General features: G+C 61.4%; 22 protein-coding genes. 2 read left to right on the top strand and 20 right to left on the bottom strand.

The window, feature by feature from the left end; translation table 11 throughout:
* The first annotated feature begins 93 nt into the window (after positions 1-93).
* Positions 94-1203, top strand: coding sequence for a metallophosphoesterase family protein (locus ASE49_RS05245; RefSeq protein WP_056769061.1), 1110 nt, complete (start codon positions 94-96; stop codon positions 1201-1203).
* Entirely contained in the window at positions 1200-3845 is a 2646-nt protein-coding gene (locus ASE49_RS05240) for an AAA family ATPase (protein WP_056769060.1), read from the top strand. Before ASE49_RS05245 ends, ASE49_RS05240 begins: the two co-directional genes overlap by 4 nt.
* Here ASE49_RS05240 and ASE49_RS18640 read toward each other — a convergent pair.
* The 20 genes from ASE49_RS18640 to ASE49_RS05145 all read right to left on the bottom strand — a co-directional run bounded on the left by ASE49_RS18640 (position 3794) and on the right by ASE49_RS05145 (position 21489).
* Complete coding sequence (locus tag ASE49_RS18640) at positions 3794-4069, bottom strand: hypothetical protein (protein WP_082456313.1); 276 nt, start codon at positions 4067-4069, stop codon at positions 3794-3796. The two genes, ASE49_RS05240 and ASE49_RS18640, sit on opposite strands and share 52 nt — an antisense overlap.
* A complete protein-coding gene (locus ASE49_RS05235) occupies positions 4069-4899 on the bottom strand; it encodes a type IV toxin-antitoxin system AbiEi family antitoxin domain-containing protein (RefSeq protein ID WP_056769059.1) in 831 nt (276 codons plus the stop codon). Before ASE49_RS05235 ends, ASE49_RS18640 begins: the two co-directional genes overlap by 1 nt.
* A 251-nt stretch (positions 4900-5150) precedes the next feature.
* On the bottom strand, positions 5151-6110 hold the full coding sequence (locus ASE49_RS05230) for an LPD7 domain-containing protein (protein ID WP_056769144.1): 960 nt from the start codon (positions 6108-6110) through the stop codon (positions 5151-5153).
* On the bottom strand, positions 6097-8055 hold the full coding sequence (locus ASE49_RS05225; protein WP_056769058.1) for a type IV secretory system conjugative DNA transfer family protein: 1959 nt from the start codon (positions 8053-8055) through the stop codon (positions 6097-6099). The genes ASE49_RS05230 and ASE49_RS05225 overlap by 14 nt, the downstream gene beginning before the upstream one ends.
* Before the next feature lie 19 nt (positions 8056-8074).
* Entirely contained in the window at positions 8075-9079 is a 1005-nt protein-coding gene (virB11, locus tag ASE49_RS05220; RefSeq protein WP_056769057.1) for a P-type DNA transfer ATPase VirB11, read from the bottom strand.
* Between the two features lie 3 nt (positions 9080-9082).
* Positions 9083-10300, bottom strand: a complete 1218-nt coding sequence (gene virB10 / locus ASE49_RS05215) for a type IV secretion system protein VirB10 (protein WP_056769141.1) — start codon at positions 10298-10300, stop codon at positions 9083-9085.
* Positions 10301-10305: 5 nt separating this feature from the next.
* Positions 10306-11163 carry a P-type conjugative transfer protein VirB9 gene (gene virB9, locus ASE49_RS05210; RefSeq protein WP_056769056.1) on the bottom strand — a complete coding sequence of 286 codons (858 nt, stop codon included), beginning with the start codon at positions 11161-11163 and terminating at the stop codon, positions 10306-10308.
* The gene (locus tag ASE49_RS05205) at positions 11160-11849 is read right to left on the bottom strand and encodes a virB8 family protein (protein ID WP_056769139.1); all 690 of its coding nucleotides are present in this window, start codon (positions 11847-11849) and stop codon (positions 11160-11162) included. Before ASE49_RS05205 ends, virB9 begins: the two co-directional genes overlap by 4 nt.
* A 336-nt stretch (positions 11850-12185) precedes the next feature.
* Positions 12186-13130: a type IV secretion system protein gene (locus ASE49_RS05200; RefSeq protein WP_056769055.1), complete on the bottom strand. Its 945-nt coding sequence runs from the start codon at positions 13128-13130 to the stop codon at positions 12186-12188.
* 18 nt (positions 13131-13148) lie between these two features.
* Entirely contained in the window at positions 13149-13376 is a 228-nt protein-coding gene (locus tag ASE49_RS05195; protein WP_056769054.1) for an EexN family lipoprotein, read from the bottom strand.
* Positions 13373-14083 (bottom strand): type IV secretion system protein, encoded by a 711-nt coding sequence (locus ASE49_RS05190; protein WP_056769053.1) that lies wholly within the window; start codon positions 14081-14083, stop codon positions 13373-13375. The genes ASE49_RS05195 and ASE49_RS05190 overlap by 4 nt, the downstream gene beginning before the upstream one ends.
* Positions 14084-14087: 4 nt before the next feature.
* A complete protein-coding gene (locus ASE49_RS05185; RefSeq protein ID WP_056769052.1) occupies positions 14088-16505 on the bottom strand; it encodes a VirB4 family type IV secretion/conjugal transfer ATPase in 2418 nt (805 codons plus the stop codon).
* Positions 16498-16833: a type IV secretion system protein VirB3 gene (locus ASE49_RS05180; protein ID WP_056769051.1), complete on the bottom strand. Its 336-nt coding sequence runs from the start codon at positions 16831-16833 to the stop codon at positions 16498-16500. Before ASE49_RS05180 ends, ASE49_RS05185 begins: the two co-directional genes overlap by 8 nt.
* A 10-nt stretch (positions 16834-16843) precedes the next feature.
* The gene (locus ASE49_RS05175; protein WP_056769050.1) at positions 16844-17185 is read right to left on the bottom strand and encodes a TrbC/VirB2 family protein; all 342 of its coding nucleotides are present in this window, start codon (positions 17183-17185) and stop codon (positions 16844-16846) included.
* Between the two features lie 46 nt (positions 17186-17231).
* Positions 17232-17855 (bottom strand): lytic transglycosylase domain-containing protein, encoded by a 624-nt coding sequence (locus ASE49_RS05170; protein ID WP_235522846.1) that lies wholly within the window; start codon positions 17853-17855, stop codon positions 17232-17234.
* On the bottom strand, positions 17852-18214 hold the full coding sequence (locus ASE49_RS05165) for a hypothetical protein (RefSeq protein ID WP_056769049.1): 363 nt from the start codon (positions 18212-18214) through the stop codon (positions 17852-17854). The genes ASE49_RS05170 and ASE49_RS05165 overlap by 4 nt, the downstream gene beginning before the upstream one ends.
* A gap of 130 nt (positions 18215-18344) precedes the next feature.
* The gene (locus ASE49_RS05160) at positions 18345-19253 is read right to left on the bottom strand and encodes a phytanoyl-CoA dioxygenase family protein (protein WP_056769048.1); all 909 of its coding nucleotides are present in this window, start codon (positions 19251-19253) and stop codon (positions 18345-18347) included.
* A gap of 17 nt (positions 19254-19270) precedes the next feature.
* Positions 19271-19900, bottom strand: coding sequence for an acyl-homoserine-lactone synthase (locus ASE49_RS05155; RefSeq protein WP_235522845.1), 630 nt, complete (start codon positions 19898-19900; stop codon positions 19271-19273).
* Between the two features lie 65 nt (positions 19901-19965).
* Positions 19966-20712 (bottom strand): LuxR family transcriptional regulator, encoded by a 747-nt coding sequence (locus ASE49_RS05150; protein ID WP_056769047.1) that lies wholly within the window; start codon positions 20710-20712, stop codon positions 19966-19968.
* Between the two features lie 18 nt (positions 20713-20730).
* Complete coding sequence (locus ASE49_RS05145) at positions 20731-21489, bottom strand: LuxR family transcriptional regulator (protein WP_056769046.1); 759 nt, start codon at positions 21487-21489, stop codon at positions 20731-20733.
* Positions 21490-21592: the final 103 nt, after the last annotated feature.

Genomic DNA, 21592 nt, shown 5'->3' with positions numbered 1-21592 from the left:
TTGGGATCCTTACGATTCAATCAAAAAAATGTACGGATGTAGCGATGGGCCGAATGGCTTTCCTACATACCTCCATCTCGGCTAAAGCAGGGCATGCGCTTCATCCACACCGCCGATTGGCAGCTCGGCAAACCCTTCGGCCGCTTTGAACCTGACGTTCGTGCCGCCCTTACGGACGCGCGGTTCGAGTCCATCGACGCGATCGGTAAGGCCGCCGCTGAGAACCGTGCGGGCCATGTGCTGGTTGCAGGCGACGTGTTTGACACAGAGGGCCCGGAAGACCGCACGATCGTTCAGGCTATTTCCCGAATGGCTCGCCATGGCTGCCGCTGGTGGCTGCTCCCCGGCAATCATGATTATGCCAGAAACGGCGGCCTATGGGACCGCGTGATTGGAAAAGCTGCGCCGAGTATCACCGTGCTGCGTGACCCCACGCCAGTGGAGATTGAAAGCGGCACATGGATCTTGCCCGCCCCTCTCACCCATCGGCATAACCTGGACGATCCCACCAGCGCCTTTGATGCTATGGGGACGCCGGGTGCGAAACTCAGGATAGGGTTCGCACATGGGTCGATCCGAGACTTCGGCTCTCGCGGGGAAGCGAACAATCAGATCGCGCCCGACAGGGCCAGGCTTTCCGGCCTCGACTATCTTGCGCTGGGCGATTGGCACGGAACTCTCGAGGTAGACAGTCGCACCTGGTACGCGGGGACACCAGAGACGGATCGCTTCCAGCGCGATGCGCCGGGTCAAATCTTGCTGGTCGACATCGAAACGGGACGTCTTCCAACCGCGACGCCGCTGCGGACTGGGCGGTTCCAATGGCTGAAGCGTGACTGGCGGGTCAACGACTTCGCGGCTTTTGAAGCAGAACGGCAAACGCTGTGGAACGAGATCGAGCCGTCGGCGACATTGTTGCAGCTTGCAATTGCCGGCGTCACCAGTCTTTCCGAACGGATCAGGGTCCTCGAAATCCTCGAGGCGGATGTCGGCCACCAGCTACGATACCTCGAAGCTCGCACCGACGACCTTGTCGCCCAGCCCACCGAGGAAGACATGCAGCTACTGGCAGTGGAAGGCGTGCTTGGCTCGACCGCGCAGAAACTCAATGCGTTACGGGAGAGTGGGAGCGCCGACGCCGCGATCGCGCGGCGTGCCCTCGAGCGCTTGTTTGTCGAGTTTGCTCGGGGAGACGCCGCATGAGCCTGCGGATCCGGCGCCTCGCCATTTCGAACTTCCGGAAGTTTCGGGAGCCCTTTGCCATTGAAGGGCTGAGCGATGGTCTCAACATCATCATCGAGCCGAACGAGACCGGCAAGTCGACCGTCCTTGAGGCGCTGCGGGCTGCCTTCTTCGTCCGGCATTCAACCAAAAACCAGCTGGCGAGCTCCTACGCACCATATGGCGAAAATGTGGCCCCGGAGATTGAGGTCGGTTTTGACATCGCAGGCGAACAATGGAGTGTCGCCAAGAAGCTTCTAAAGTCCCCCTCCATTGAAGTGCGTGGCCCCACGGGACGAGATCAGGGAGAGGCGGCCGAGGAACGCTTGCAACAGCTGCTTGGGTTCGAACGTGACAGCAGCCGATCACGCGATCTCAATACCTATGGCGCGCTTGGCCTACTTTGGGTCGGGCAGGCAGAAGCGTTGGAGGTCAGTGCTCCAGGCCGGATGGTCCGCGATAGCGTTCACGCGACTTTGGAAGCCGAAGTGGGCGCCATCATGGGCGGCGGCTCCTATGACCGTGTTCGCGCCCGCGTAGATCAGCAATATGCTGAGCTTTGGACAGCAACAGGCCGACCAACAGGCAAACAGGCGCTTGCAAAGGAAAGGCTCGAGACGGCAGAAGCCGCATCGAAGATCGCGTCCGAGCGACTGGCAGCTTTGGAGGCAAGCTTTTCAGAGCTGGAAAGCGATCATTCACGCCTCAGGGTTCTCGATAAGGAACTGGCGGATGATACGGAGACGCATGCTCGCAAAAACCTCGTAGCTTCGACCGAAACGGCAAGGTCAGCCGCCCAGTTGCTCCACACCCGGCGAGCCGAATACCAAGCGGTGGCTGGCAAAGCACGGGGGCTCGAGGAGCTGCTCCAGCGTCATGACGCTGCCAAGGCCGCTCTGACGGTTACATCGCAGAAAGCTGACAAGTCCCGTATCGCCCGCTCCGAAATAGCCGCGGAGATGGCGCTCGCTTGTGATCGCGCCAATGCCGCAAAGGCAGCCCACACAGAGGCCCGGACCAATTATAACGCCGCTCGTGTCCTTCTGACCGGCGGCGAGAAGCAGGTTGAGGCCGCGCGTATCGCTGCGGCATCAGAGGCCGCGCGCCAGCGGCACTGCAAGCTCATCAGCCTGGAAGAGGGCTTGGCCAGCGCAAAGGCCGTAAAGGCTGCTGGTATTTCAGTCGGCGATCTCACCAACCTGGATGAGCTCGAACGCGCCATACTCAAAAGCCGCATCGAGCTTGAAGCCGCGGCGACGCGGATCGAGCTGGTCGGGTCAACCGAAGGCATCACCATTCAAGGGAAGCCCCTCGGGGTCGGTGAGCAGATACTGGATGGTGAGACGCGGATCGAACTGGAAGGCGGCGCAACGCTTATCATTCGCCCACCAGCGGCATCCGCCAGTACGTCTGCCAGATTGGTAAAGTCACAAGCGGCGCTTGCCGATATGCTTACGAAATTAGGTCATTCCGACGTGTCGGTCGCGCGAAACGCCCATGATGCATCTCGTCAGGCAGAGGGCGAGATCAAAACCCTGCTGACCCAGATCGAAGCGCTCACACAGCCGGACACGCTCTTGGATCTGCGCGCAGGGCCAGAGGCGCTGAAGCTTCTCGTCGCCGCGATGACTAACGTACCTGCCAGCGGAATAATCGAGCACCCGGACATTGCTGCGTTGAAGCTCGCGGTCGAGGAGATGGAGATCACGTCCGCCCGTGCCGAAGGCGCTCACGATGCCGCGATAGAGGCTCTGCGTAAACTGGAGGAGCAGGACAGGCCCCTGGCCGCAGCAGAAGTCGAGGCTGCCAGCGACCAGCGAAACGCCACCGCACTGGTCGCCGATATTGAGGCTCATGCAGATTTTGCTGCCCTCACCGACGCCCTCGCCGAGGCGCGCGGCAGCGCAGCCGACTATGCCGTGAAACTTGCTGAGGCCGAGCAAAATGCCTCCGCACATGACATTGCCGCGATCGAACGCAAGATTGCGGTGATCGACGCACGAGCAGCAGCCGCAAACGGAACGAAGCGAAAGCTTGAGACCGATATAGCTCGCCTTGAAGGCACGATCGAAAGCGAAGGCGGCAAGGGCCTGGCACAACGTGCGGCTGCAGCATTGGAAGAAGCCGAAGCCGCAAGTCTTGCCTATGGCCGCATCCGCGAGGAAGCAGAGACGATCAAGCTGCTGCGGGATACGCTCGAGCTTGCCCGCCTCGAAACCTCCAGAACCTATGTGGGTCCGGTGGCGAAGCGGGCGAAGCGCCATGTCGAACGGCTGCTGCCGGGATGCGAGCTCAGCTACTCTGAGGATCTGGGCCTTCAGAGCATAATTCGGGGCAACATTGATGAAGGGTGTGGCAACCTGTCGCGCGGTACCCAAGAGCAGCTTGGCATCCTGACACGGCTCGCAGTGGCTGACATGCTGCTGGAGCAAGGCAGGCCCGTCTCGCTGATCCTCGATGATCCGCTGGTCTTCTCCGACGATGCCCGGCTCGACCTGATGACGGAAATTCTCCTCGACGCCTCAAAGCGCATGCAGGTGATTTTGCTGACTTGCCGCGACCGTGCCTTTCGTCATGTCGAAGGTGCGCGGTTGTCGCTTAGCCCCACATCGAAATCGGCGTAATTCGCAAAGGATATGGATGAAAGAGACCTTTGGATGTCGGCTTTAGCCAAGTCCGTTCCCGTCCCGTCCTTGAAGGCGAGAAATTCGCGCAAGGGATGCTGGGCCAGAGCGGTCAGGAACCAAGCCAGGCAATAGTCGCGTTCGATCACCGCCTCGGGCACGCGGCGGCCGCGAGGCTTGAGAAGGCCGTTGGCGATACGAGGAAGATCGCGCTGGGGAATCATCAACTGCTCCGGATTATATCGAGTTCGTCGGGCTCGACGTTGAGCCGGATACGCCATCGTGCCAGCATCCGGCCCTCGTTGGGGAACAGGGGATCGAGACGCTGATAGGTCGAGGTCAGCCGCGCGCGCAGTGGCTCCAATGCGGCTGCATCGGCCAGCCCGTAAAATTCCAGCAGATAGCCCAGGCGGCGGATCACCGCGCCAACGCCGAGGCGAAGCGCGTAGTCGATCATCAGTTCGACCCGCAGCGTATCGCGCTTCATCCAGAGTCCCTTGGCGACCTCCGTGACGCCACCGACATATTGCGGATGGTCGAGACCATCGATGATGGTCCGCTCGGGATCGCTGATCCTCACTTGCTCTCCGGATGTGATCCAGATCTCGGTCAGGCCGAAGAAATCCTGCGGTTTGACGTCGACGAAGCGGAACTCATACCCGTGGATGTGCTGCGGGCGCAGGCGTTTGGCGCAGGAGACGACGATGGCCAACTGCGGTTGGGTGACCATGCGGTGCAGTTCGAGAGCGCTGCCGTGGGAGATGAAATAGGGCGCGTCTCCAACCAGCGTTCTTGCGATGAGGTAGGGATCGCTCACATGCTCGGTGTCGCGGCCCCGTTCGAAGGGCACCAGATTGTAGAGACCGGGCTTGAGGCGCGTGACGATGCCGCGCGCTTCGGTATTCGCGACGAGGCTGCGTGCCGATGACGGGCTCAGACCTGTGATCTCAGCGACGTCGGCGAGCGAAAAGATCGGCTGACGGCGCTCGTTGAGTTCGACGATCAGCTGGGCGGCCCGAGGCCCCAGCGTCTTGAGATTATATCCTTCGCGCAATTCGAGCCTCTATGAGCGATGTCTGGCGCGTTCTATATAACGATGATTATATTATCTGGCAAGATTGCCGCGCTTTGCAGGACGGTTCGCGCGCATAGTATATCCGGCAAGCTCAAGCTGCGTCCCTCGTGGTTTACCAATCACGGTAGATGTTCGTCAAAGCCGAACAAATGTGCCGGTTTTTAAACCAGGAGGCGATCGCCGGACCCATTTGTCGCAGAGGGGCTACGGCACAAGAGACGGATTCCCAGTCACCGAGAGCGGCTGCGCTCCTGAGGCTTGGGCTCGCGACCGGGACGAGGGATGGGGGGCGTAGCTGGGTCACGGCCACGGACCACATCCTGCCTGACGCTGGGAGCGGCATCCTTGACCATTGCCGGTCGGATATTCCGTCCCGCCGCAATATGCGCATCAAGCTGTGTGCGGGCGACTGTCATCACCCGCGCAACCGCCTCGGGATTGTCGAACAACGTCCGTCGAATCACCGCTTCCATCACGCGCATCTGGCTGTCGGCCGCGCGATCATTCGGCGTAGTGCCACGATCGCCGCGCCGCGCGCCCGGCCGCTCCAAACCACTGGCGTCGCTCTCGCGGCCCATCCTAGTTGAACCACGGACGACATCGACGTCGCGGGCTGCCATGGGCGAAATCGTATTGCGGCTCGTTTCCCCGCGCAGCCGATCGAGCTCCTGGAGATCGCGATCGTTGGGCTTGTAGCCACGTACATCGAGCCCCTTTTGACTGGCTTCGATCCAGACCGATCGCCGAAATTCTTCCGATCCCGTGACGTGAATCCGATCCCAGTTACGGTGTTGCGCGATCGCCACCAGATCCTTGACGACCTCCTGGCTCTCCGTTGCTGTGACCAAGCGCCGCCCCTGATCGCGAAACGCAGGATCCTTTGCTTGCGCCGTCGAAAAAAACGCGGGCTCGCCCGACCATTTTGCCTTGTCGGCATAATAGCGCTTCCGCACGCTATCCGGCACATCGCCCGCCTCGATCGAATGCACCTTGGGCGCACTTCGTGACGCACCGACAGCGCCGGCATGACCAGGCGCTTCAGTGGGAGCATCCTTTGGTCCTCCGGGCGCAGACTTTTCCGGCGCAGCCGCCCCAGGTGCCGACGTCTTGCGTCGTTTGGCATCGTCGAGGCCAACGCTGTTGGTAATGGCCCTCGCCGTACCAGATTGCTTGGAATCATTCTCTGCCATGGTCATGCCTCTCGGTCGCAAATTCTGGGGATTGGGCACCGGCACCCACGGGCTCGAGAACGGCCCGGGCCGTCATCGCCGTGACAAAGGCGATAGCGGCCTGTTCGTCGCCGAGCGGTGGTAGATCCACCATGTCGCCGAGCACCAACATGTCATCGGTGATTTCGGCAAAACCCGACAGTTCGTCACCGGTGAGCGCGCGCATGACGGGTCCCGCCCGCTCTGCTGGCGCGGTCGCTTGATCGTCGATCAACAAGGCGGCCTTTTTCGCGCTAAGCGCTTGCGCCAAAGGATCGCTGCTGCTCACCTCGCCTGCCAATTTGGCGGCCGATGACACGGCGTTGATCGCGATCGGACGGGGCGCGACCTTGGGTGGGTCACTGATCCGGCTCGTGAAGCGCTTCGAGCGGAAATACTCGATCTTGCGGCCCCTGATGGGCGGAATGCCACCGCGCAGCAGCAGAAGGTCGCCCTTGGGCATCTGCATCAGTTCCTGGGGCATCATCAACGCTCGGCGCTGGTCTGATTCCGATATGCTGCGGTTGGCGAGCAGGCCATGAATCGTCCGGCTCTTCGATTTGACGTTCATCGTGAAAAAGCCGAGCCGTTCGGAAAGTTCGTTGGCGACCTTCAGCTCTTTGGGGGTGAATACGATCTCCAGCCCGCAATTGGCGATAATCTCGTCGGTGACATCCACGCCATAGATGCTGCGGGGCTGGGACCGGCTCTGGATCACGGGCAACAGGCGAAGCCCGTAGCCTGCAACGTAAGCAAAAGCCGATGCGATGACCGGCGCCTTGCCGAGGCGGGCGAATTCGTCGAGCAGAATGAGCACCGGCACGCGGCCGCCATTCTCAGGCAGTTCCCGCGTATTCAGATCGATCAGCTGCTGGAGAAACAGATTATAGACCGGAGCAATGCGGTCAATATTGTCGGGCGACACCCCAAGATAGATCGATATCCGCTCGCGCCGGACCTGACGCAGATCGAAATCGGTCTCCGACGTCGCCGCGTCGACATAAGGGTTGAGCCACAAATTGAGCTTCGAGGTGATCGTCTGCTTGATGCCGGAAAAGGTGTTGTCCGACGCGGAGGTGAAGTCGCTCAATGCCGACACGCAGGCCTGGCTCAACCGCTGGCCGCGCCGCTGGGCCTCTTCCACGACCTTCGGCAGTTCGACCTTGGGGTCGCCCGTCGTCAGTCGCCGATAGATTTCGCCGATCGTGAAGGGGAGGGCGGGATTGGCCGCGACAAGGGCGCCGACGCCGACAAAAGCGGCGCGCGCGGCTTCGGCCCAGAACGGATCAGCCTTTTCCGGCGCCGGAAACAGCATGCCGCCGATCTTCTGGAGTTCATTGATCACATCGGTGTCGTCGAGCCGGTCGATGAAGCTCAAGGGATTGTAACGGGCGCTTCGCCCTTCGGGATCGAGTGGGTCGAACAGATAGACCGCCTGGCCGTGCCGTGCGCGAAACCCTGCGGTGATGTCCCAATTCTCGCGCTTCACGTCGAGCACCACCACCGAGTCTGCCCAGCTCAGAAGATTGGGAATCACAACCCCGACGCCCTTGCCGGCGCGGGTCGGCGCCTCGAGCAACACATGTTCGGTGCCGCCGAAAACGAGATAGCGGCCGCCTTTCTGCCCGACGACGATTCCACTGTTGCTGCGCAAAAGTTCGCGCCGGATTTCGCTCTCGCGCGCGAACCGTGCCTCGCCATGGAGCGTGCGCCCCTGCTTCAGGATGACGAGCAGAATGACGAAAGCGATTGCGCCGCTGACCAGCGCACCTCGCTCCAGCCACAGATGCAGGAGCGGATCGCCGCGGTAGTACCAGAGCCAGGCGGGTATCGCCAAGATCTGCATGTGCGGGCCGATCTGGTTCAGGCCGACCAGCGCGACCAGCACCGCGCACAAGACGCATGCCAAAAAGGTTGCCGCGAGCATCCCTGCGACGATGGCGACCCTAGTGAGCGGTCGTGCGTCCGACAGCCGGATCAAAATACACCTCCTCGACTTCGAATTTTCCGGCACGCTTGCGGGTCTGAACGACGACGTCGACGAGCATGTGCAGCAGCCCCCGGATATCGTCGCGGGCCAGATCGCGTCCGCCCTCGGATTCTTTCACCAGCAACGTCAGCTGCTCGAACGCGCCCATGGCTGAACCGGCATGGACCGTCGTGATCGATCCGGGATGACCCGAATTCACGTTGCGCAGGTAAAAGAAGGCGGTGCCGTCGCGCAGCTCTTGCAGGAGGATGCGATCGGGCCGCATGCGCAGCGCGCTTTCGAGCAGTTGCTTGGGGCCGACCTTCGCCAAACCCTGCCGCTCGCTCGAATATACCATGTGCACGACATTGCGATGCTCGACGACAAGCTCGCGCGTATCCTCAATCGTCAGCAGCCGCTCGTCCGGCGGGATCAGCTGAATCAGCGCCTTGGCGAAAGTGGTCTTGCCCGAGCCGGTCGCGCCGCTCACCAGGATATTCTTGCGGGCGGCAACGGCGGTCTTGAAGAAAGCCGGCCAGTCGCCGCCGTCGCGCTGCGCAACCAATTGCGCATCGACCTCGCCGAGACCGCGCGCAGCCGAGCGCGTGGCGGTGAACAAGCCGGTCTGCGCGAGTTGATCGATCGCGAGATTGACGCGCGAGGGCTTGCGCACCGTGAACGATGGCGCGCCGGTCGGCGTCACCGAAGGTATGACAATCTGGCAGCGCTCGCCTCCTGGCAAGATGGTCGAGCAGATCGGCGTCTCCGCATTCACGTCCTGCCGGGTGAAGCTTGCCGCTGCGACCGCGAGCGTCGCGAGCCATTCGCTATCGAGCTCGGCGACATTGTGCCAATGCCAGCCCAGATGGTCCTCAATGCCGACCTCGCCGGGCTTGTTGATGACAAGCTCCGTCACCTCGACCGGCTCCAGCAGCGGCAAGATCGGCGCGAGATAATGGCGTAGGACGGCGGTATCACTCACAGGTCAGCGCCGCAGCTCGAGATTGTAGACGTCAGCGAAGTTGAAGTCCTTGGCAACGAATATCCCGACCTCTTCGCCTTGGTTCTTCTTCAGCACCGGACGGATGTTGATGCTGTTCTGGAGCGCGATGCTTGCCCCCTCGCTCGGCGTGCGCGTGGTGTTGTTGAAATTATTGCTCCCGCCGGAAACGGATTGTCCGGCGATATAGGCGGCGTCGTCGACCAGCGAGAGCAGCAGTGCGCTACCGAAGCGCGCCCAAAAGAAGGTGTCCACGGACCCGGCGATGCCTGCGCGGCCAAGGGCGTCCGACCCTGGCGAAGCCAGGTCGATGCGCACGCCCTGCGGCGTGACGGCGCGCGTCCACAACACGAACAGGCGGTTCTGCCCTTGCTGGATGCCGCCATGATATTCGCCAAGGACTTTGGTGCCCTTCTCCATCAGCACGACGCGGCCATTCTCCGAATAGACGTCGCGCGGGATCAGGCAGGACGTGTAACCCGGCTGCGCCGAATTCATGGCGGTCTGAAGAATGCAGGGGATCAGCGTGCCGGCGGTGACGAGATAGTTGCGGTTGGGCAGCATCGAGGCGCGTGCCTCGCCAACGGCCGAACTCTGACGAAGCGCATCGAGCGCATTGGGCGCGCCGCGGGCGGTGGGATCGGTCGAGCCGTCGCCAGCTGTGCCCGCATTGTCGGTATCGGAGCCAGCACCGTTAGAACCCATTGGAGTTTGGAGCGCGTCGCGGCCGCCATAGGCGATCAATGTCGATCGACGTGCCTGATCGGCGAGGTTCTGGCGCGTGTTCTGCGGTGCCGCCGTTGGTTGCGCTCCGGGTTGTATTGCCGGAACGATCTGTCCGTCAGGGCCAACGGCCGGCGGAGGATTGAGGACGGGCGCGTTGGGATCGGCACCCACGGCGCCGAGCGGCTTGGGTTTTGCTGCGACAGCATCATAAGCGACCGTTTCGCGCGCCGCGAGATCCGGCCGTTTGGCCATTGCCTCGGGCTCTCCCATCAAACTCGAGCCGGTCTTGCTCGGTCCCGAGTTCACCCACAAAATGCCGAGCACCATCGCCGTCCCGGCGAAGATCAGGGCGGTATTCCGCTTTGCCGGTGTCATTCCCCCGATCGGGTCGATGCCGCGCTCGCGGATGATTTCGTCGCGTTCAGGTGTTGGATCGCCCTGCGGGCGACGAGGGGCCTCGGCCGAAGTCTCGTCCATCGCACTCACTCCTTCGGGTCTTGTATGGTGCGCTCGACATGCGGCGATGCGGTGTTAGTGCCGTGATCGACGCCATAAGGTGTCGGCGCGAGATTATAGATGCACAGCACCTCCCGGTTCCGGCGCAGGCGCAGTTGAGCCGCCACGGCGTGGACGACCACAAACTCGTCCCGGACATCGAATGGGACCAAGGACTCCGAACCATCCGGTCGCACCAGATAGATCGCCGGGATTTCATGGTTGCCGGGGAAGCGCAGGACCGTGAACTGGCCGTTGTCGGAGATTTCTGAAGGCTGAAGGTCGCTCGCACCCTGGACCTTGTAGTTCAGGTTGCGCGGCCCATCGATGACGCCGTGGTCAAGGGCTCCCCGAACGGCACTCGCCTGCAGCGCGGCGACGCGCTGCGCCTCCTGGGTGGCGCGAATGCGGGCGGCACGATCGGCCTCATCGCGCGGGTAGCGAAACCGAACCTGGAAGAATGTGTCGCGGCTCCCGCTGCCGATCGGTCCCCGGCGTGCTGTCAGCTCAAAGGCGTAGTTGCGCAGCTCGCCCCCGCGATTGGTTGTGACGATGAGGTTGGTCGGCCCCGCCCGCTCGCGGGGTTTGAGGAACAGGATATGTCCGGCAACCGCCACTTCCCATGAGATGGTGTCGCCGAGCGCGACGTGTTCGATAGTCTCATCGGCGCCGAGCACCACCTGGGTCGCCGTCCGAAATGTGCCGACGATCCGGTAGACCTGGGTTTCCTGATATTCGACGAACTTCACGCGCGGATCCGCCGGCCCACCGCGCGGGGTGTCCTCCGCGAGGGCGGGTGTCGCTAGTATGGCGAGAAGGCTCGCTATGGAGAGAAGGCGGTTCATCGCACCACCTCGGGGTCCGCGCGGTAATTCTCGACCTGGAACCCCAATGGGTTGCGATAGCGGTCGCCCTCCGCCATCGGCGCGTTCGTGTACCGGAAGGTGACGGTCGCGATCCAGTCGCTGCTCTGGGTGTCGGTGTCGGTCTGCACCGTCCGCGTGAAGCGGACGTTGGCAACACGATCGTTGATGAAGGCGATATTGCGCACGCGGGCCTGGACGACCGCGCCCTTGCCCCAGACGACCTGTGGGCTCGAGGCGTTGTTCGAGCTGAAAAATCGGCCCCAGCGCTGCTGCTCGCCTGGTTCGGACAGAATCGTGACAGCCCGGAAATTCTCCTCGGCCGCCGCCGGCAACCAGCTTTCCCGTGTCCGGACATATTGCGCGAGGAAGAATTTCGTGACCGCCTCGTCATAGCGCATCGGTTTCTGGGTGAGGGTGGTCTGCACATCGACCGCGCCTGTCGTCTGATTGACCCGAATAATGTACGGCATGACCGTCTTCAGCGGGGCGAGGCCCGCGAGTGCGAAGCCCTCGGCTGTCGCGGCAAGTAGCCCCAGGCCTGCCACGACCCAGGCGATGCGTTCGGATCGTAACGATTTGCGCTGACGGTCCTGATCCCAGGATCGGGCATGCCCGAAATAGAGTTCAGCGTCTTTTGCCGGCACGCCTTCGGTCTGGTTCCGCATGATCAGCAACTCCCAAAGGTGCCGGGGGTCGCGCGCGCGGACGTCTTCTCGGGAGGCGGGGCGGGAACAGGCGGGGGCGGAGTGCCGGCATCAACTGGCTGTTTGATCTGCGGCACGGGCGGCGGGGCAGGGGGTGCAACGATTGCCGGGAGCGGCGAACCCGGCAGCACGCTCCCGTAGATGTTCACCTCGCGCATATGTTTGCCGTTGCAGACGGGTAGTTTCTTTGGCCCCGATGCCCCATTAGCAAGTGCCGGAAGCAAGGCGCTGGCGAGCGCTGCCTGGCGCAGCGCGCGGCCTATCATGGATCGCCTCATCTTTGGGTCCTTCTTGTCTTCATGCGCGGCTCACTGAACCGCCCTGCTGAGCGGCCTTTTCGAGATTGCGACTGTTGCGAGCGATGCGGCGTTGCTGGAACGGCGCCGCCACGGTCCCCCACGCCGAGCCGGCAAAGGCGCCGACACCGGCCGAAGCCCCGCCGGCTATGCCGGTTGCGATCGAGGGGGCCTGAAAGAAGAAGATCGTTCCCAGAAAGATATAGACGGCGAACAGTACCGCACCCAGCGCCGCGTCTCCGACACCTTCCGACGCAGTGATCGCGGTCGCACCAAGGTCGGTAATCAAGGCCGTAATGGCGATGATCACGGCCATCAGAACGATGAAGTTGAATGCCTGCCCGAGCCAGCCGTGGAACAGTCTGCGCGTAGTCTCAAAGAGAGAAAGCGCGATAAAGATCGGTCCGAGCGCGATGATGATGGCGAGCGCTACCTTCGCGAAAACCGTGATCGAGAACCCGATCGCCGCAGACAGTCCGGCCAGCGCTTTCAAACCGAGGCTCAGGACGTACAAAACGAGCTTATAGGGGTTGATATCGCTGTACGTTGCCGCCTCGGTCTCGATCCTCGCGATGATGACGTCACACTGGCTGAAATAGTCGTCGAACACGTTGCCAACGCTCGTGACAGTATGCCCCGCCAACGCCTGCGAGATCGCATCAGGCATGCCGTGGAACAGGGGGTTTGTTACCCACTCTGTGTAGGCGACCGTCGTGGCCGCAACGTAAAGCAAACATAGTTTCACCATTCGGTAGACCAGCTCGCCCCACGGCTCGCTGATAATGCCGCGCATCACCATGTAGCCGAACAGCGCGATGTAGATGACCAAACCAAGCGCGAGTGGGCCGCGCACAACCTCGATGACATTGCTCAGTCGCTCGTTGAGGAACATGTCGAGCTTGCCGTCGATGTTCGTGTAAAGCGTAGTGAAGAGCCCGTCGGCCATCTCATGTTTCCATCACGGTCAATGGGCCGGCGACAGCGAGCGCAGCTTTTGATTGAGCGTCTTCACACTCTCTGCGTTCGAGCATTCCTGTGCGTCGCGATGCGTGCCATCGGCGCACGCCTTCAGGACTTCCGCGAGCTCTTTCGGGTGAGCTTTGAGATAATCCTTTCCGCGGGCGGGGGGTTGGCACGCGACCAGAAGTGCCGGGGCCAACAGCGCGATTGTCTTGAAGATGGTTGCCTTCATTGATGGAGGCTCCCGAGCTTACTTGCTAAGATTTGCTCGCTCTCCTGCTGCGATCGAATGCGCTGCTCCGCCTGCTGCCTCATTGTAAGAGCCTGGAGTTGCACCGCGTCGTTCTGGATATGCGCATTTTCCACCCCGACACGGGCTTGAATATCCATCACGTCCTTCGCGTCAGACGCGGTGTCGAGCGACGAGCGCAGTTCTTCGAGACCCGTCGTTCGCTGGGCGGTAACGCCATATGCTGCCTCGGCAATGGCCGCGTCACGCGCTGCCATTCCGCCATTGCGAGAAATGGAATCGCGGTTCGAACGCTCGAAAGCGGTCGCGTCAGGGCGAAGCGCGGGAAGATCGACCCGGTAGTTGCTGCGAATCCGATCTGCGGAAGACCCAAGACTGCCGAGGCCTGTCGTGTCCGAAGACATAAGGCGCTGAATGTCCCGTGCCTCGCTCGGCAAGAGGTGGCGAACGGCGTCGGTGTTCAGGGAAGAGGCAATCTGATTGACGTTCGTCAGCTTGTTGACGCTGTTGAACATGTCGGTGGCTTGGGAAATTTGCTGCTTCCCCTGTTCAATCATCGATAGGGTGTTCTTCACCGTCGAGAGGGTCTGCAGAAACGTGCTGGAATCATAGACCGGGATGCCCTGCGCGAAGGCCGGCACGGAGATCGCCAATCCGCCGACAATCGCGAGCGCTCGTATTGCTTTCATGACCTTATCCTTTCTTGTCTGTGGTGGCGCGGCGGCGCTCGTGAAAGACGGGCAGCCAGTGGCTGGGATCGTCGCCATGTTCGCGGCGAACCTGATCGAGGAGTTCGACGGTTTCGGTGGTGCCCGAGAGCACGGCCAGCTCGTCGGACAGGCCGCCGAGATCCAGTTCCACCACGATGGAATCGTGACCCTGCTTGACCAGAAACCGCCGGCTTTCGGGGATCAGATCGTTTCTGATGAGCTTGAACTCGGCACGGGTAAGGCCGAGGCCATCGATATAATCAACTTCTCGGCCGTGGGGGTTGGGCAAGAGGATCTTGGTGGCGACCTGCTCCATTATGCTGTGCGAGATGTCCGATCGCAGAGCGTCGGCCGGGCTTTGCGTCCCGAACACCAGAAAGGCATTCTGCTTCCGGTAGGTCTTCAGGCCGTCCTGCGCGAAGGCGCGGAAGGCATCATCGCCCAGCGCCTTCCAGAACTCGTCGATGTCTATCACGAGGCGACGGCCATCAAGCAGGGCATCGATCCGGTGGAACATGTACATCATCAGCGGCGTACGGATCTCGGGATTGTCGAGGAAATCCGTCATGTCGAAACCGATGAACCGGGCCTCGAGGGTCAACTCATCCCGGTCATTGTCGAACACCCAGCCGAGAGCACCGCCGCGCGACCATTTCTCAAGCCGCGCGCCTATCCCTTCCGGATCGCGCTGTCCGAGCAATTGACGAAGCGCGAGGATGGACCGCTCCTCCGGGGGAAGGCGTCCAATCGAGAGGATACCCTCGTCGATCATCCGCTCCTGCGTGACGCCGAGCTGGATGCCCGAGGGGGTCACCAAATGCCGGATCAGTCGGCCGAGGAAGACGATGTTGCCTGGAGTCTGCTCAAGCGCGCGCAGCGGCGCAAACCCGGTCGGCACGCCGTTGCGCAGCGCCAGATACGTGCCACCGGATGACCGCACATAGATCTCGGCCCCTCGGTCCTTGTCGATGAAGATCTGCTGCGCGCCGGTTTTCTCGAGCTGCGCCATCAGGAAATTCTGGACGACGGTTTTACCGCCGCCCGACGGTCCGATAATCAGCGTGTGGCCAAGATCGTTCACATGGAAGTTGAAATAGAAAGGAGACTGGGCTGCAGTCTTCATCAACGCGATCGCGGCGCCCCAGTGATTACCATCGGGCTTGCCGGCGGGGAAAGTGTGGAACGGTGAGAGCGCGGCAAAATTGCGTGACGTGATCGCCGCTGGCCGCGCACGCCATGCGAAGTTGCCAGGAAGCTGCGACCAGAAGGCGGCCTCCAGCGCCGGACCCTCCCGAGCGGCTACCAGACCCGCGTCGGCAAGGGCGGCCCGTGCGGTCGAGAGATTTTCGGCCAGGCGTTTTTGATTTTCACCGAAAACCGCGAGCGAGAAATGATGCTCGCCCAGGACGAAGCGATTGCTCTGCAGATCGTCGGCCGCGTCGGCCAGTTCAAGCGCCTGGCTTGCAGCGGCATCCTCGGTCGAGGCCATCTGGTTCTGCCGACGGCGCAAGCGCTCCGAGGCCCGCGCTTTGCCCATGAACGCGAAGGACTGCGTTACGACGAATGCGAAATCTTGGCTGAGGAGCGCGTTCATCTGCCCTGGCCGCGTCATGGCCGGATATTCGCGGATGCCAAAAAGGCCGACAAACCGGCTTGTGTCATGCGCCCGCACTTCAACCGTCTCGCGGCCGAAGATCACCCGTTCCCCATAGATGGCGGAGCCGAGATGGCCTCGGACCAGGGGCACCCTGCCAGCGCGGCCCATCATCACCAGTTCAAGCACCTCCAGCGGCTGCGAGAACATCAGGCCATTATGCTCGTACAAGTGGAGGCGCTGGGGCCGGCAGCGTGCGAGGAGCTTCTCGATGTCACGCGCTTTATCCTCAAAGCGCGCAAGCTCGTCCTCGTCGACTTCGGTCCTCTCCTTGCGTGCCGACACCAGACGTCGAAGCAGCACGCCGGTACGATCGGCCGATCCGACGGACGGACGCATGATGAGCGTCAGGTAGAGCTCGTTGACGAACATGCGCTTGGCGGTCACCCGCGCGCGGTATTTTGCATCGAGGTCGGCCGCAAAGGCCGAGCGAAACTCGCCTTCGGGATAGTCCGTGATCGGCCGGCGGACGATATGCGTCCAGATCGCCAGACGGTCGTCGGCGATATTACGAAGCGTGCCGTTGAGCTTTTCGTGCCAGTCGTTGAGATGGATTGGGTCGGCGGTCTCGAATGCGAGCCCATCGAGCTTGAACATCATCATGAGATCGCGCCCGTCGAGCGCGATGACGTTGTCGTCGATATGACGCGCATAGGGGAGATAACGCGCGGGGTCGGCCTCTTGTCTGAGGATCCGCCACGGCGTCCGGGCGGCAGCGCCGCCCAACGAGCTGGCGCGGCTAGCCATGCGCGAAGCCTCGGCGTTTCGCCCCATCGATCGGCAGGGGCGAGTAGGAGCTACCGCCCCACCATCCCCGATTGCGGCAGCGTGCCTTTGTCATTGTCCAGAGCCACAGGAGGCGGAAGGCGTTCGCGTCGTGCCGCACGATCAATCGGGCTATAGCCAGAAAGGCCCCAGCTAGCGCAAAGGCATAAAGCGGGTTGCCGGTGATGATGAGCGTCAGGCACGCCGCCAGCGCGATCGGCAGCGACGCTTCAATCGGAACGCCCAACCACATCGTCGGCCGGGTCACGGCCAGGAAGAGCGTCTCCTCCCTAAGCTTTTCGTCGTCCATCCCAGCGCACTCACGCGCCGCCAGTGATGGTATCGACGATCCACTGCGCGCTGAACACGATGAAGATGCCGACGATGACGGTGACCAGGAGCCCCAGGCTCGCTCGTCCGGTGAAGAACATGAAACCCACGATGACGACCGCGATCACTGCGATGGTTTTCGCAAAAGTGCCGGTCAGCCAGGTCTTGATGTTCTCCGCCATCGACGTGATGCCATCGGCTGATTGGGCGTGGGCCGGATCGGTGAGCAGGAGCGACACCACAACGACCGCGACAAACAGCGCCAGATATTGCGCAAAAGTGCGCCGGCGCGGCGTCAACCATATCTTGGAATTGGTCGCTAAGGCAGTCATTCGGCTTGTCCTTTCGGTGAACTGTTGGATGCTCCCCCAAAGACCATCAATGATGCCGTCTGCGTTCTTGCAGTGGTGTCCCATCCGTTTTGGACGCGCGGCGAGCGGAAGCCCGATGGCGCTGGGTAAATTTTGGTTCAGGCGATACTGGCGCGGGCAAAGCGGCGGGTTCTGGCATCGCTCGACGCCTGATCGCTGGCACGACGACATTCGACGACGCATAGACGCGGCCGACATAGCCATTTCCAAACCCGCGCGAACGACTGCCCGTATTGTACATCGACATGGCGGTCGCGATGGCGACCTCTGTAGAAGGGCTGGAGCGAACAACGTTCAGATAGTTGGAAGCCAGCACGCGTGCGGCTGCGGCGAGATTACGGCAGGGATCGAAAGCGTCATCGACCGACAGGCCAAGCCACCTCAGATTTGCGCTGTTGATTTGCCCCAGGCCAAGATCGATGTTGTAGCCGCGGGCAATGAGTGATCGCGCGGCTGCGGCGGCCGACACCCGATCGCTGGGATTGGGTGCGGCAACACCCTTCGCATTCACGCCGATGGCGTAGGGGTTGAAATGACTCTCGGTATGGACGACCGACACAAGCGTTTCGACCGCAACCGATGGTGCGCATTGCTGCGCTAGTCCGACCACGGTTGCGAGCTCGAGGATCACTGTGGTGTGGTCCCTTGTTCGCTGGGAGACGCTGGCAAGCTTTCAATATTCGCAAGCGAATAGGATTGCTGCCGCCCGTCGGTGAACGTCATCACCACCCGGCGCCGCGAAGCGGAATCGCGATCATAGACCTTGGTCTTCGCAACGCCGCCACCGGAGCAGCCGGGGAATGAGCCGCCTAATGCCAGACGCTCCCAGAGCTTCACCATAGGCGGCACGCAGGCGGGGTACTGAATCGCACCGCCCGGGTTCGAGAGGCAAAGCAAAACTTGGCAACCCAGATCGTTGGCGGACGCAGGAGCCGCCTGGGCAGACATCCCTATGATCGGAACGGCAAGGGCAAGGCGCAGGCGCTGCATCTGATTTCTCCGCTTTTCAGCGCCGCTGCATTAAAAATGCGCCGACCACTCTCCGTTGAAAATCACCTCTCTTTTGAACCCGGCCCGGCGTTTTCGGGCAATCCCCCCACAAGGGGGGAGCGCGCTGGAATCAGTCTTCGCTCGATGCGGCGCGGACGTGGCGCTGCCCTGCAAGGAATTCCTCAAGTGCTGCCGTTTGATCTGGACGTAAGGCATCGATCGCGCCGAGATGGTCGGAGCGTTCCTCGCCGAGCAGAAGAGATGGGCATCGCCCTTCGTAGTTCCCCAAATTGGGCCGGTGTTGCTGGTATCCGACCAAAGCTGCCAAATCTGGAGAGAACGTCCGTGCTACCTCGGGTGGATAGACCAACCACTGATTTTCATATGGTTTCAGCCATCCGAGGCAATAGCTTACGATCATGCCTTGACGCACACCCGATGACTGGTTGCCGCCAGCACCATGAAGGGTCGAGCCTAGGAAGATGATCGCAGATCCTGGACTGCATTCCACGGCCACCGGATCCTCGGGAGGTTCAGGTGTAAGCGCATTTGCGGCGTGGCTGCGCGGCCAGATCAGGGTCGTGCCATTGTCATGCCGATATTCGGTGAACGGCCACATGACGTTGAGGAGATATTCAACCTCGCCAGTTTGGCCCCGCCACATATCCTGATCGCGGTGGGGAAATTGCGGCAGTGCGCCGGGATGCAGCTCGAGAGCTTGAGCGAGATTGAGCTGGATCGTGTCGCACCACGGACCGAGCACAGCTTGCGCGATCGCCATGATCTGGGGATGCTGGATGAACGCCGACGCATGGTTCGAACGTTTGAGCAGACTGCCGAACCTCTTGGTGCGGCTGCCGTAGAAACCGCCTTCGCAAAATGGCGTTGCCTCGAAGTGCGGAGCCATATCTCTCGCCAGCAACTGGACAATAGCGGGGGGCATGATGTCTTGAAGCACGCAGAAGCCTTCGCGCATCAGTGTTTCGTAAATTGACCCGTGGGCCTCGATCTCGGCTGCAGGCAGCGGTTTGGTAGCCATGCGATCTCTCCCGAATTTCATGCCGCGGCGCGATCAAGATCCATCAGATGGATCTGCGCGAAGATGCCGGCTTGACGCAGAAGGTGCGGGGTATCCGGGGCAATATTGATCCGCATGGCCGTCAGGCCGCGGGGATCGTTGTTGTCCGGCAATCCCAGCGGAAGGCATTCCCATCCGAACGCGAGGATCTGTTGGAACCATGCCCATTCGGCAACGCCGGTATAGGTCAGGATGCCATTGCTGAGGGCGTATTCGACCAAGGCAGAGACGAGGCGATTGCGCGTGGCGAGGCGCTCGCGAGCCTTCAGTCGGCGCGCCAAGCAGAAGCGGGTTATTTCGCGAACTGTCGGGCCGGTGGGCGGTACGCCATCGCACAGGTTGGGGAAGATGGTATCGAGGATGTGCGGCCGGTCGGTCTGGAGCAGACGGGCAGAGCCGGCATGCTCGCCGGTTTCATCGGTGATAACGATATAGAGGGCTTCATCATCATCGAACTGATCGATCTCGTAGCGACGGGCGAGAACGGGAACGTCCCAGCCCAGTAGATCAACAAACACGCGTTTGCGCTCTTCAAACATTGATCTGAATACACGGCCGCTCAGCGCGTGTTCGATACCATTTCCTGTAACAACCATGATCACCTCCATTTGTGAGGCGATCATTCGATCAGCTTGTCATGATCTGCGTTATCCCCAGAACTGGGGAGGGATCGTCAGCGCAGGATATCGGTGAAGCTAATGGCGCCGTCGAAGAGCGCACGAATGGCGAGCATCGTGCGTTTGGTTACGCCGTAGCGATCGCGTGCATCCTTGAGATGCTGCGTTACGGTTTCGGCGCCGACCCCGAGAATTTTGGCGATTTCCCAATCGGTTTTACCCTGCGCAACCAGCGCGACGCATTCGATTTGACGCTCGGTAAGTTGCGGCGCGGCCGCGATAGGGGCGATCGTGGCGCGCGCTATCTTGCGGGCGGCTTCGAATGCGAAACTGCCAACAAGCTGGACGAGCGGCAGTTGCTCTGCATTGAGTTCCTCCCCGGTGCGCATGGCAAAGGAACAGGAACCGTTTACTTCGCCGGGGACATGCGCAGGGATCGTGAACCCTTCGCCAAGGCCCGCAGACCGAGCCGTTGCCAATACCGCGTGGTCCCGCGGATTGAGTGAAATCATAGCCGCCACCTTCGACCAGGCGAAACCTATGGTTGTCGTATGGCTTGCACGATGGATCGGGTCAGCAGCGTACAGTCGGCCCTCCTCGAACGCATCAACCCAATTTCTCGGATAGTTGACGAGGCGAACGGCTGTGCTTCCCGGGTTCAGCAGGTCGATGTGATGCACGAGCGCAAAATAGCGAAAGCCCATGGCTGCCGTGATTCCTTCGACAGCCTGTAGGAGTGTATAAGGGGTCGAAGCGGCGCGGGCCACAGTGCAAAACGCCTGCACTTCGGCAAGGGTGATCATAAGCCGCCTATCTACTTGCTACACGAGAGCCTCAATATTGAGATGTCCGTCGCGGACAGCGCGAAGCACAAGTTGGGTCCGACGACGGACGCCATAACGTCGGCGCGCGCCTTCGACATATTCGTGCACAGTGTCGCGGCTCAGACCCAGAATCTGTCCGATTTCCCAGTCGCTTTTGCCCTGTGCCACCAGATCAATGCAGTCGATCTGGCGTGGGCTGAGCGGTATCGGCACGTTTGCCAGTTCATCGGGACCGAGAAGGGTTCGAGCTTGGTCGAACGCGACCGTGCCAATCAATCGGGCAGAGAGAAGGTCCGGGCTTGAAATCTTGTCATCGCCTCGGCGCGCTATGGTGAACATCGCGTCGGGCTCGTCGCGCATTCTGATCGGCATGGTGAACCCAGATGCCAGTCCATGTGCGCGACCCCGTTCAAGGATCGAACGCTGGCGAGCATTGGGCGAGATATAATCGCCGATATGATCCCAGGTGAGCCCGGAGACGGTCTTGGCGCAGGCGACGTGGACCGGATCGTCAAGATGGAGGCGCGCGTCTATTACCTCCTCGACCCAGCGCACCGGATAGGTGGTTATTAGCAGGGCTTTGCGGGTGGTGCGTTTCAGGTCGACATTGTGCACCAATGCGAACCAGCGGAATCCGAACTGGCGCACAATCGCATCGAGCAAGGATTTTAGCTGATCGAGCGTCGTCGCCTGGCGGCATTCGGCTTCGAACGCGGTGATATCGCCCAAGCGGCCGGCATCTTCAAGATTGCTCATAGTGCGAACGATTCGCATTTTGATTACTGTTTCGTCTAGTCACTATTCGGCGAAGCCATTGAAAAACAAGGTCTGCTGCATTCTATGCCCAACTCTTCGCAGG

This window comes from Novosphingobium sp. Leaf2, assembly GCF_001421325.1.
Lineage (GTDB): Bacteria > Pseudomonadota > Alphaproteobacteria > Sphingomonadales > Sphingomonadaceae > Novosphingobium.
This window is presented reverse-complemented; position numbering and strand designations above follow the sequence as displayed.

Bases quoted from the DNA above. Each gene is read 5' to 3' on its own strand.
- ASE49_RS05155 (WP_235522845.1), bottom strand. From the start codon at position 19,900: ATGGAGGTGATCATGGTTGTTACAGGAAATGGTATCGAACACGCGCTG.
- virB10 (WP_056769141.1), bottom strand. From the start codon at position 10,300: ATGGACGAGACTTCGGCCGAGGCCCCTCGTCGCCCGCAGGGCGATCCA.
- ASE49_RS05230 (WP_056769144.1), bottom strand. From the start codon at position 6,110: ATGGCAGAGAATGATTCCAAGCAATCTGGTACGGCGAGGGCCATTACC.
- ASE49_RS05200 (WP_056769055.1), bottom strand. From the start codon at position 13,130: ATGGCCGACGGGCTCTTCACTACGCTTTACACGAACATCGACGGCAAG.
- ASE49_RS05195 (WP_056769054.1), bottom strand. From the start codon at position 13,376: ATGAAGGCAACCATCTTCAAGACAATCGCGCTGTTGGCCCCGGCACTT.
- ASE49_RS05185 (WP_056769052.1), bottom strand. From the start codon at position 16,505: ATGGCTAGCCGCGCCAGCTCGTTGGGCGGCGCTGCCGCCCGGACGCCG.
- ASE49_RS05160 (WP_056769048.1), bottom strand. From the start codon at position 19,253: ATGGCTACCAAACCGCTGCCTGCAGCCGAGATCGAGGCCCACGGGTCA.
- ASE49_RS05190 (WP_056769053.1), bottom strand. From the start codon at position 14,083: ATGAAAGCAATACGAGCGCTCGCGATTGTCGGCGGATTGGCGATCTCC.
- ASE49_RS05145 (WP_056769046.1), bottom strand. From the start codon at position 21,489: ATGAGCAATCTTGAAGATGCCGGCCGCTTGGGCGATATCACCGCGTTC.
- virB9 (WP_056769056.1), bottom strand. From the start codon at position 11,163: ATGAACCGCCTTCTCTCCATAGCGAGCCTTCTCGCCATACTAGCGACA.
- ASE49_RS05175 (WP_056769050.1), bottom strand. From the start codon at position 17,185: ATGACTGCCTTAGCGACCAATTCCAAGATATGGTTGACGCCGCGCCGG.
- ASE49_RS05225 (WP_056769058.1), bottom strand. From the start codon at position 8,055: ATGCTCGCGGCAACCTTTTTGGCATGCGTCTTGTGCGCGGTGCTGGTC.
- ASE49_RS18640 (WP_082456313.1), bottom strand. From the start codon at position 4,069: ATGATTCCCCAGCGCGATCTTCCTCGTATCGCCAACGGCCTTCTCAAG.
- ASE49_RS05150 (WP_056769047.1), bottom strand. From the start codon at position 20,712: ATGATCACCCTTGCCGAAGTGCAGGCGTTTTGCACTGTGGCCCGCGCC.
- ASE49_RS05205 (WP_056769139.1), bottom strand. From the start codon at position 11,849: ATGCGGAACCAGACCGAAGGCGTGCCGGCAAAAGACGCTGAACTCTAT.
- ASE49_RS05240 (WP_056769060.1), top strand. From the start codon at position 1,200: ATGAGCCTGCGGATCCGGCGCCTCGCCATTTCGAACTTCCGGAAGTTT.
- ASE49_RS05165 (WP_056769049.1), bottom strand. From the start codon at position 18,214: ATGCAGCGCCTGCGCCTTGCCCTTGCCGTTCCGATCATAGGGATGTCT.
- ASE49_RS05245 (WP_056769061.1), top strand. From the start codon at position 94: ATGCGCTTCATCCACACCGCCGATTGGCAGCTCGGCAAACCCTTCGGC.
- ASE49_RS05180 (WP_056769051.1), bottom strand. From the start codon at position 16,833: ATGGACGACGAAAAGCTTAGGGAGGAGACGCTCTTCCTGGCCGTGACC.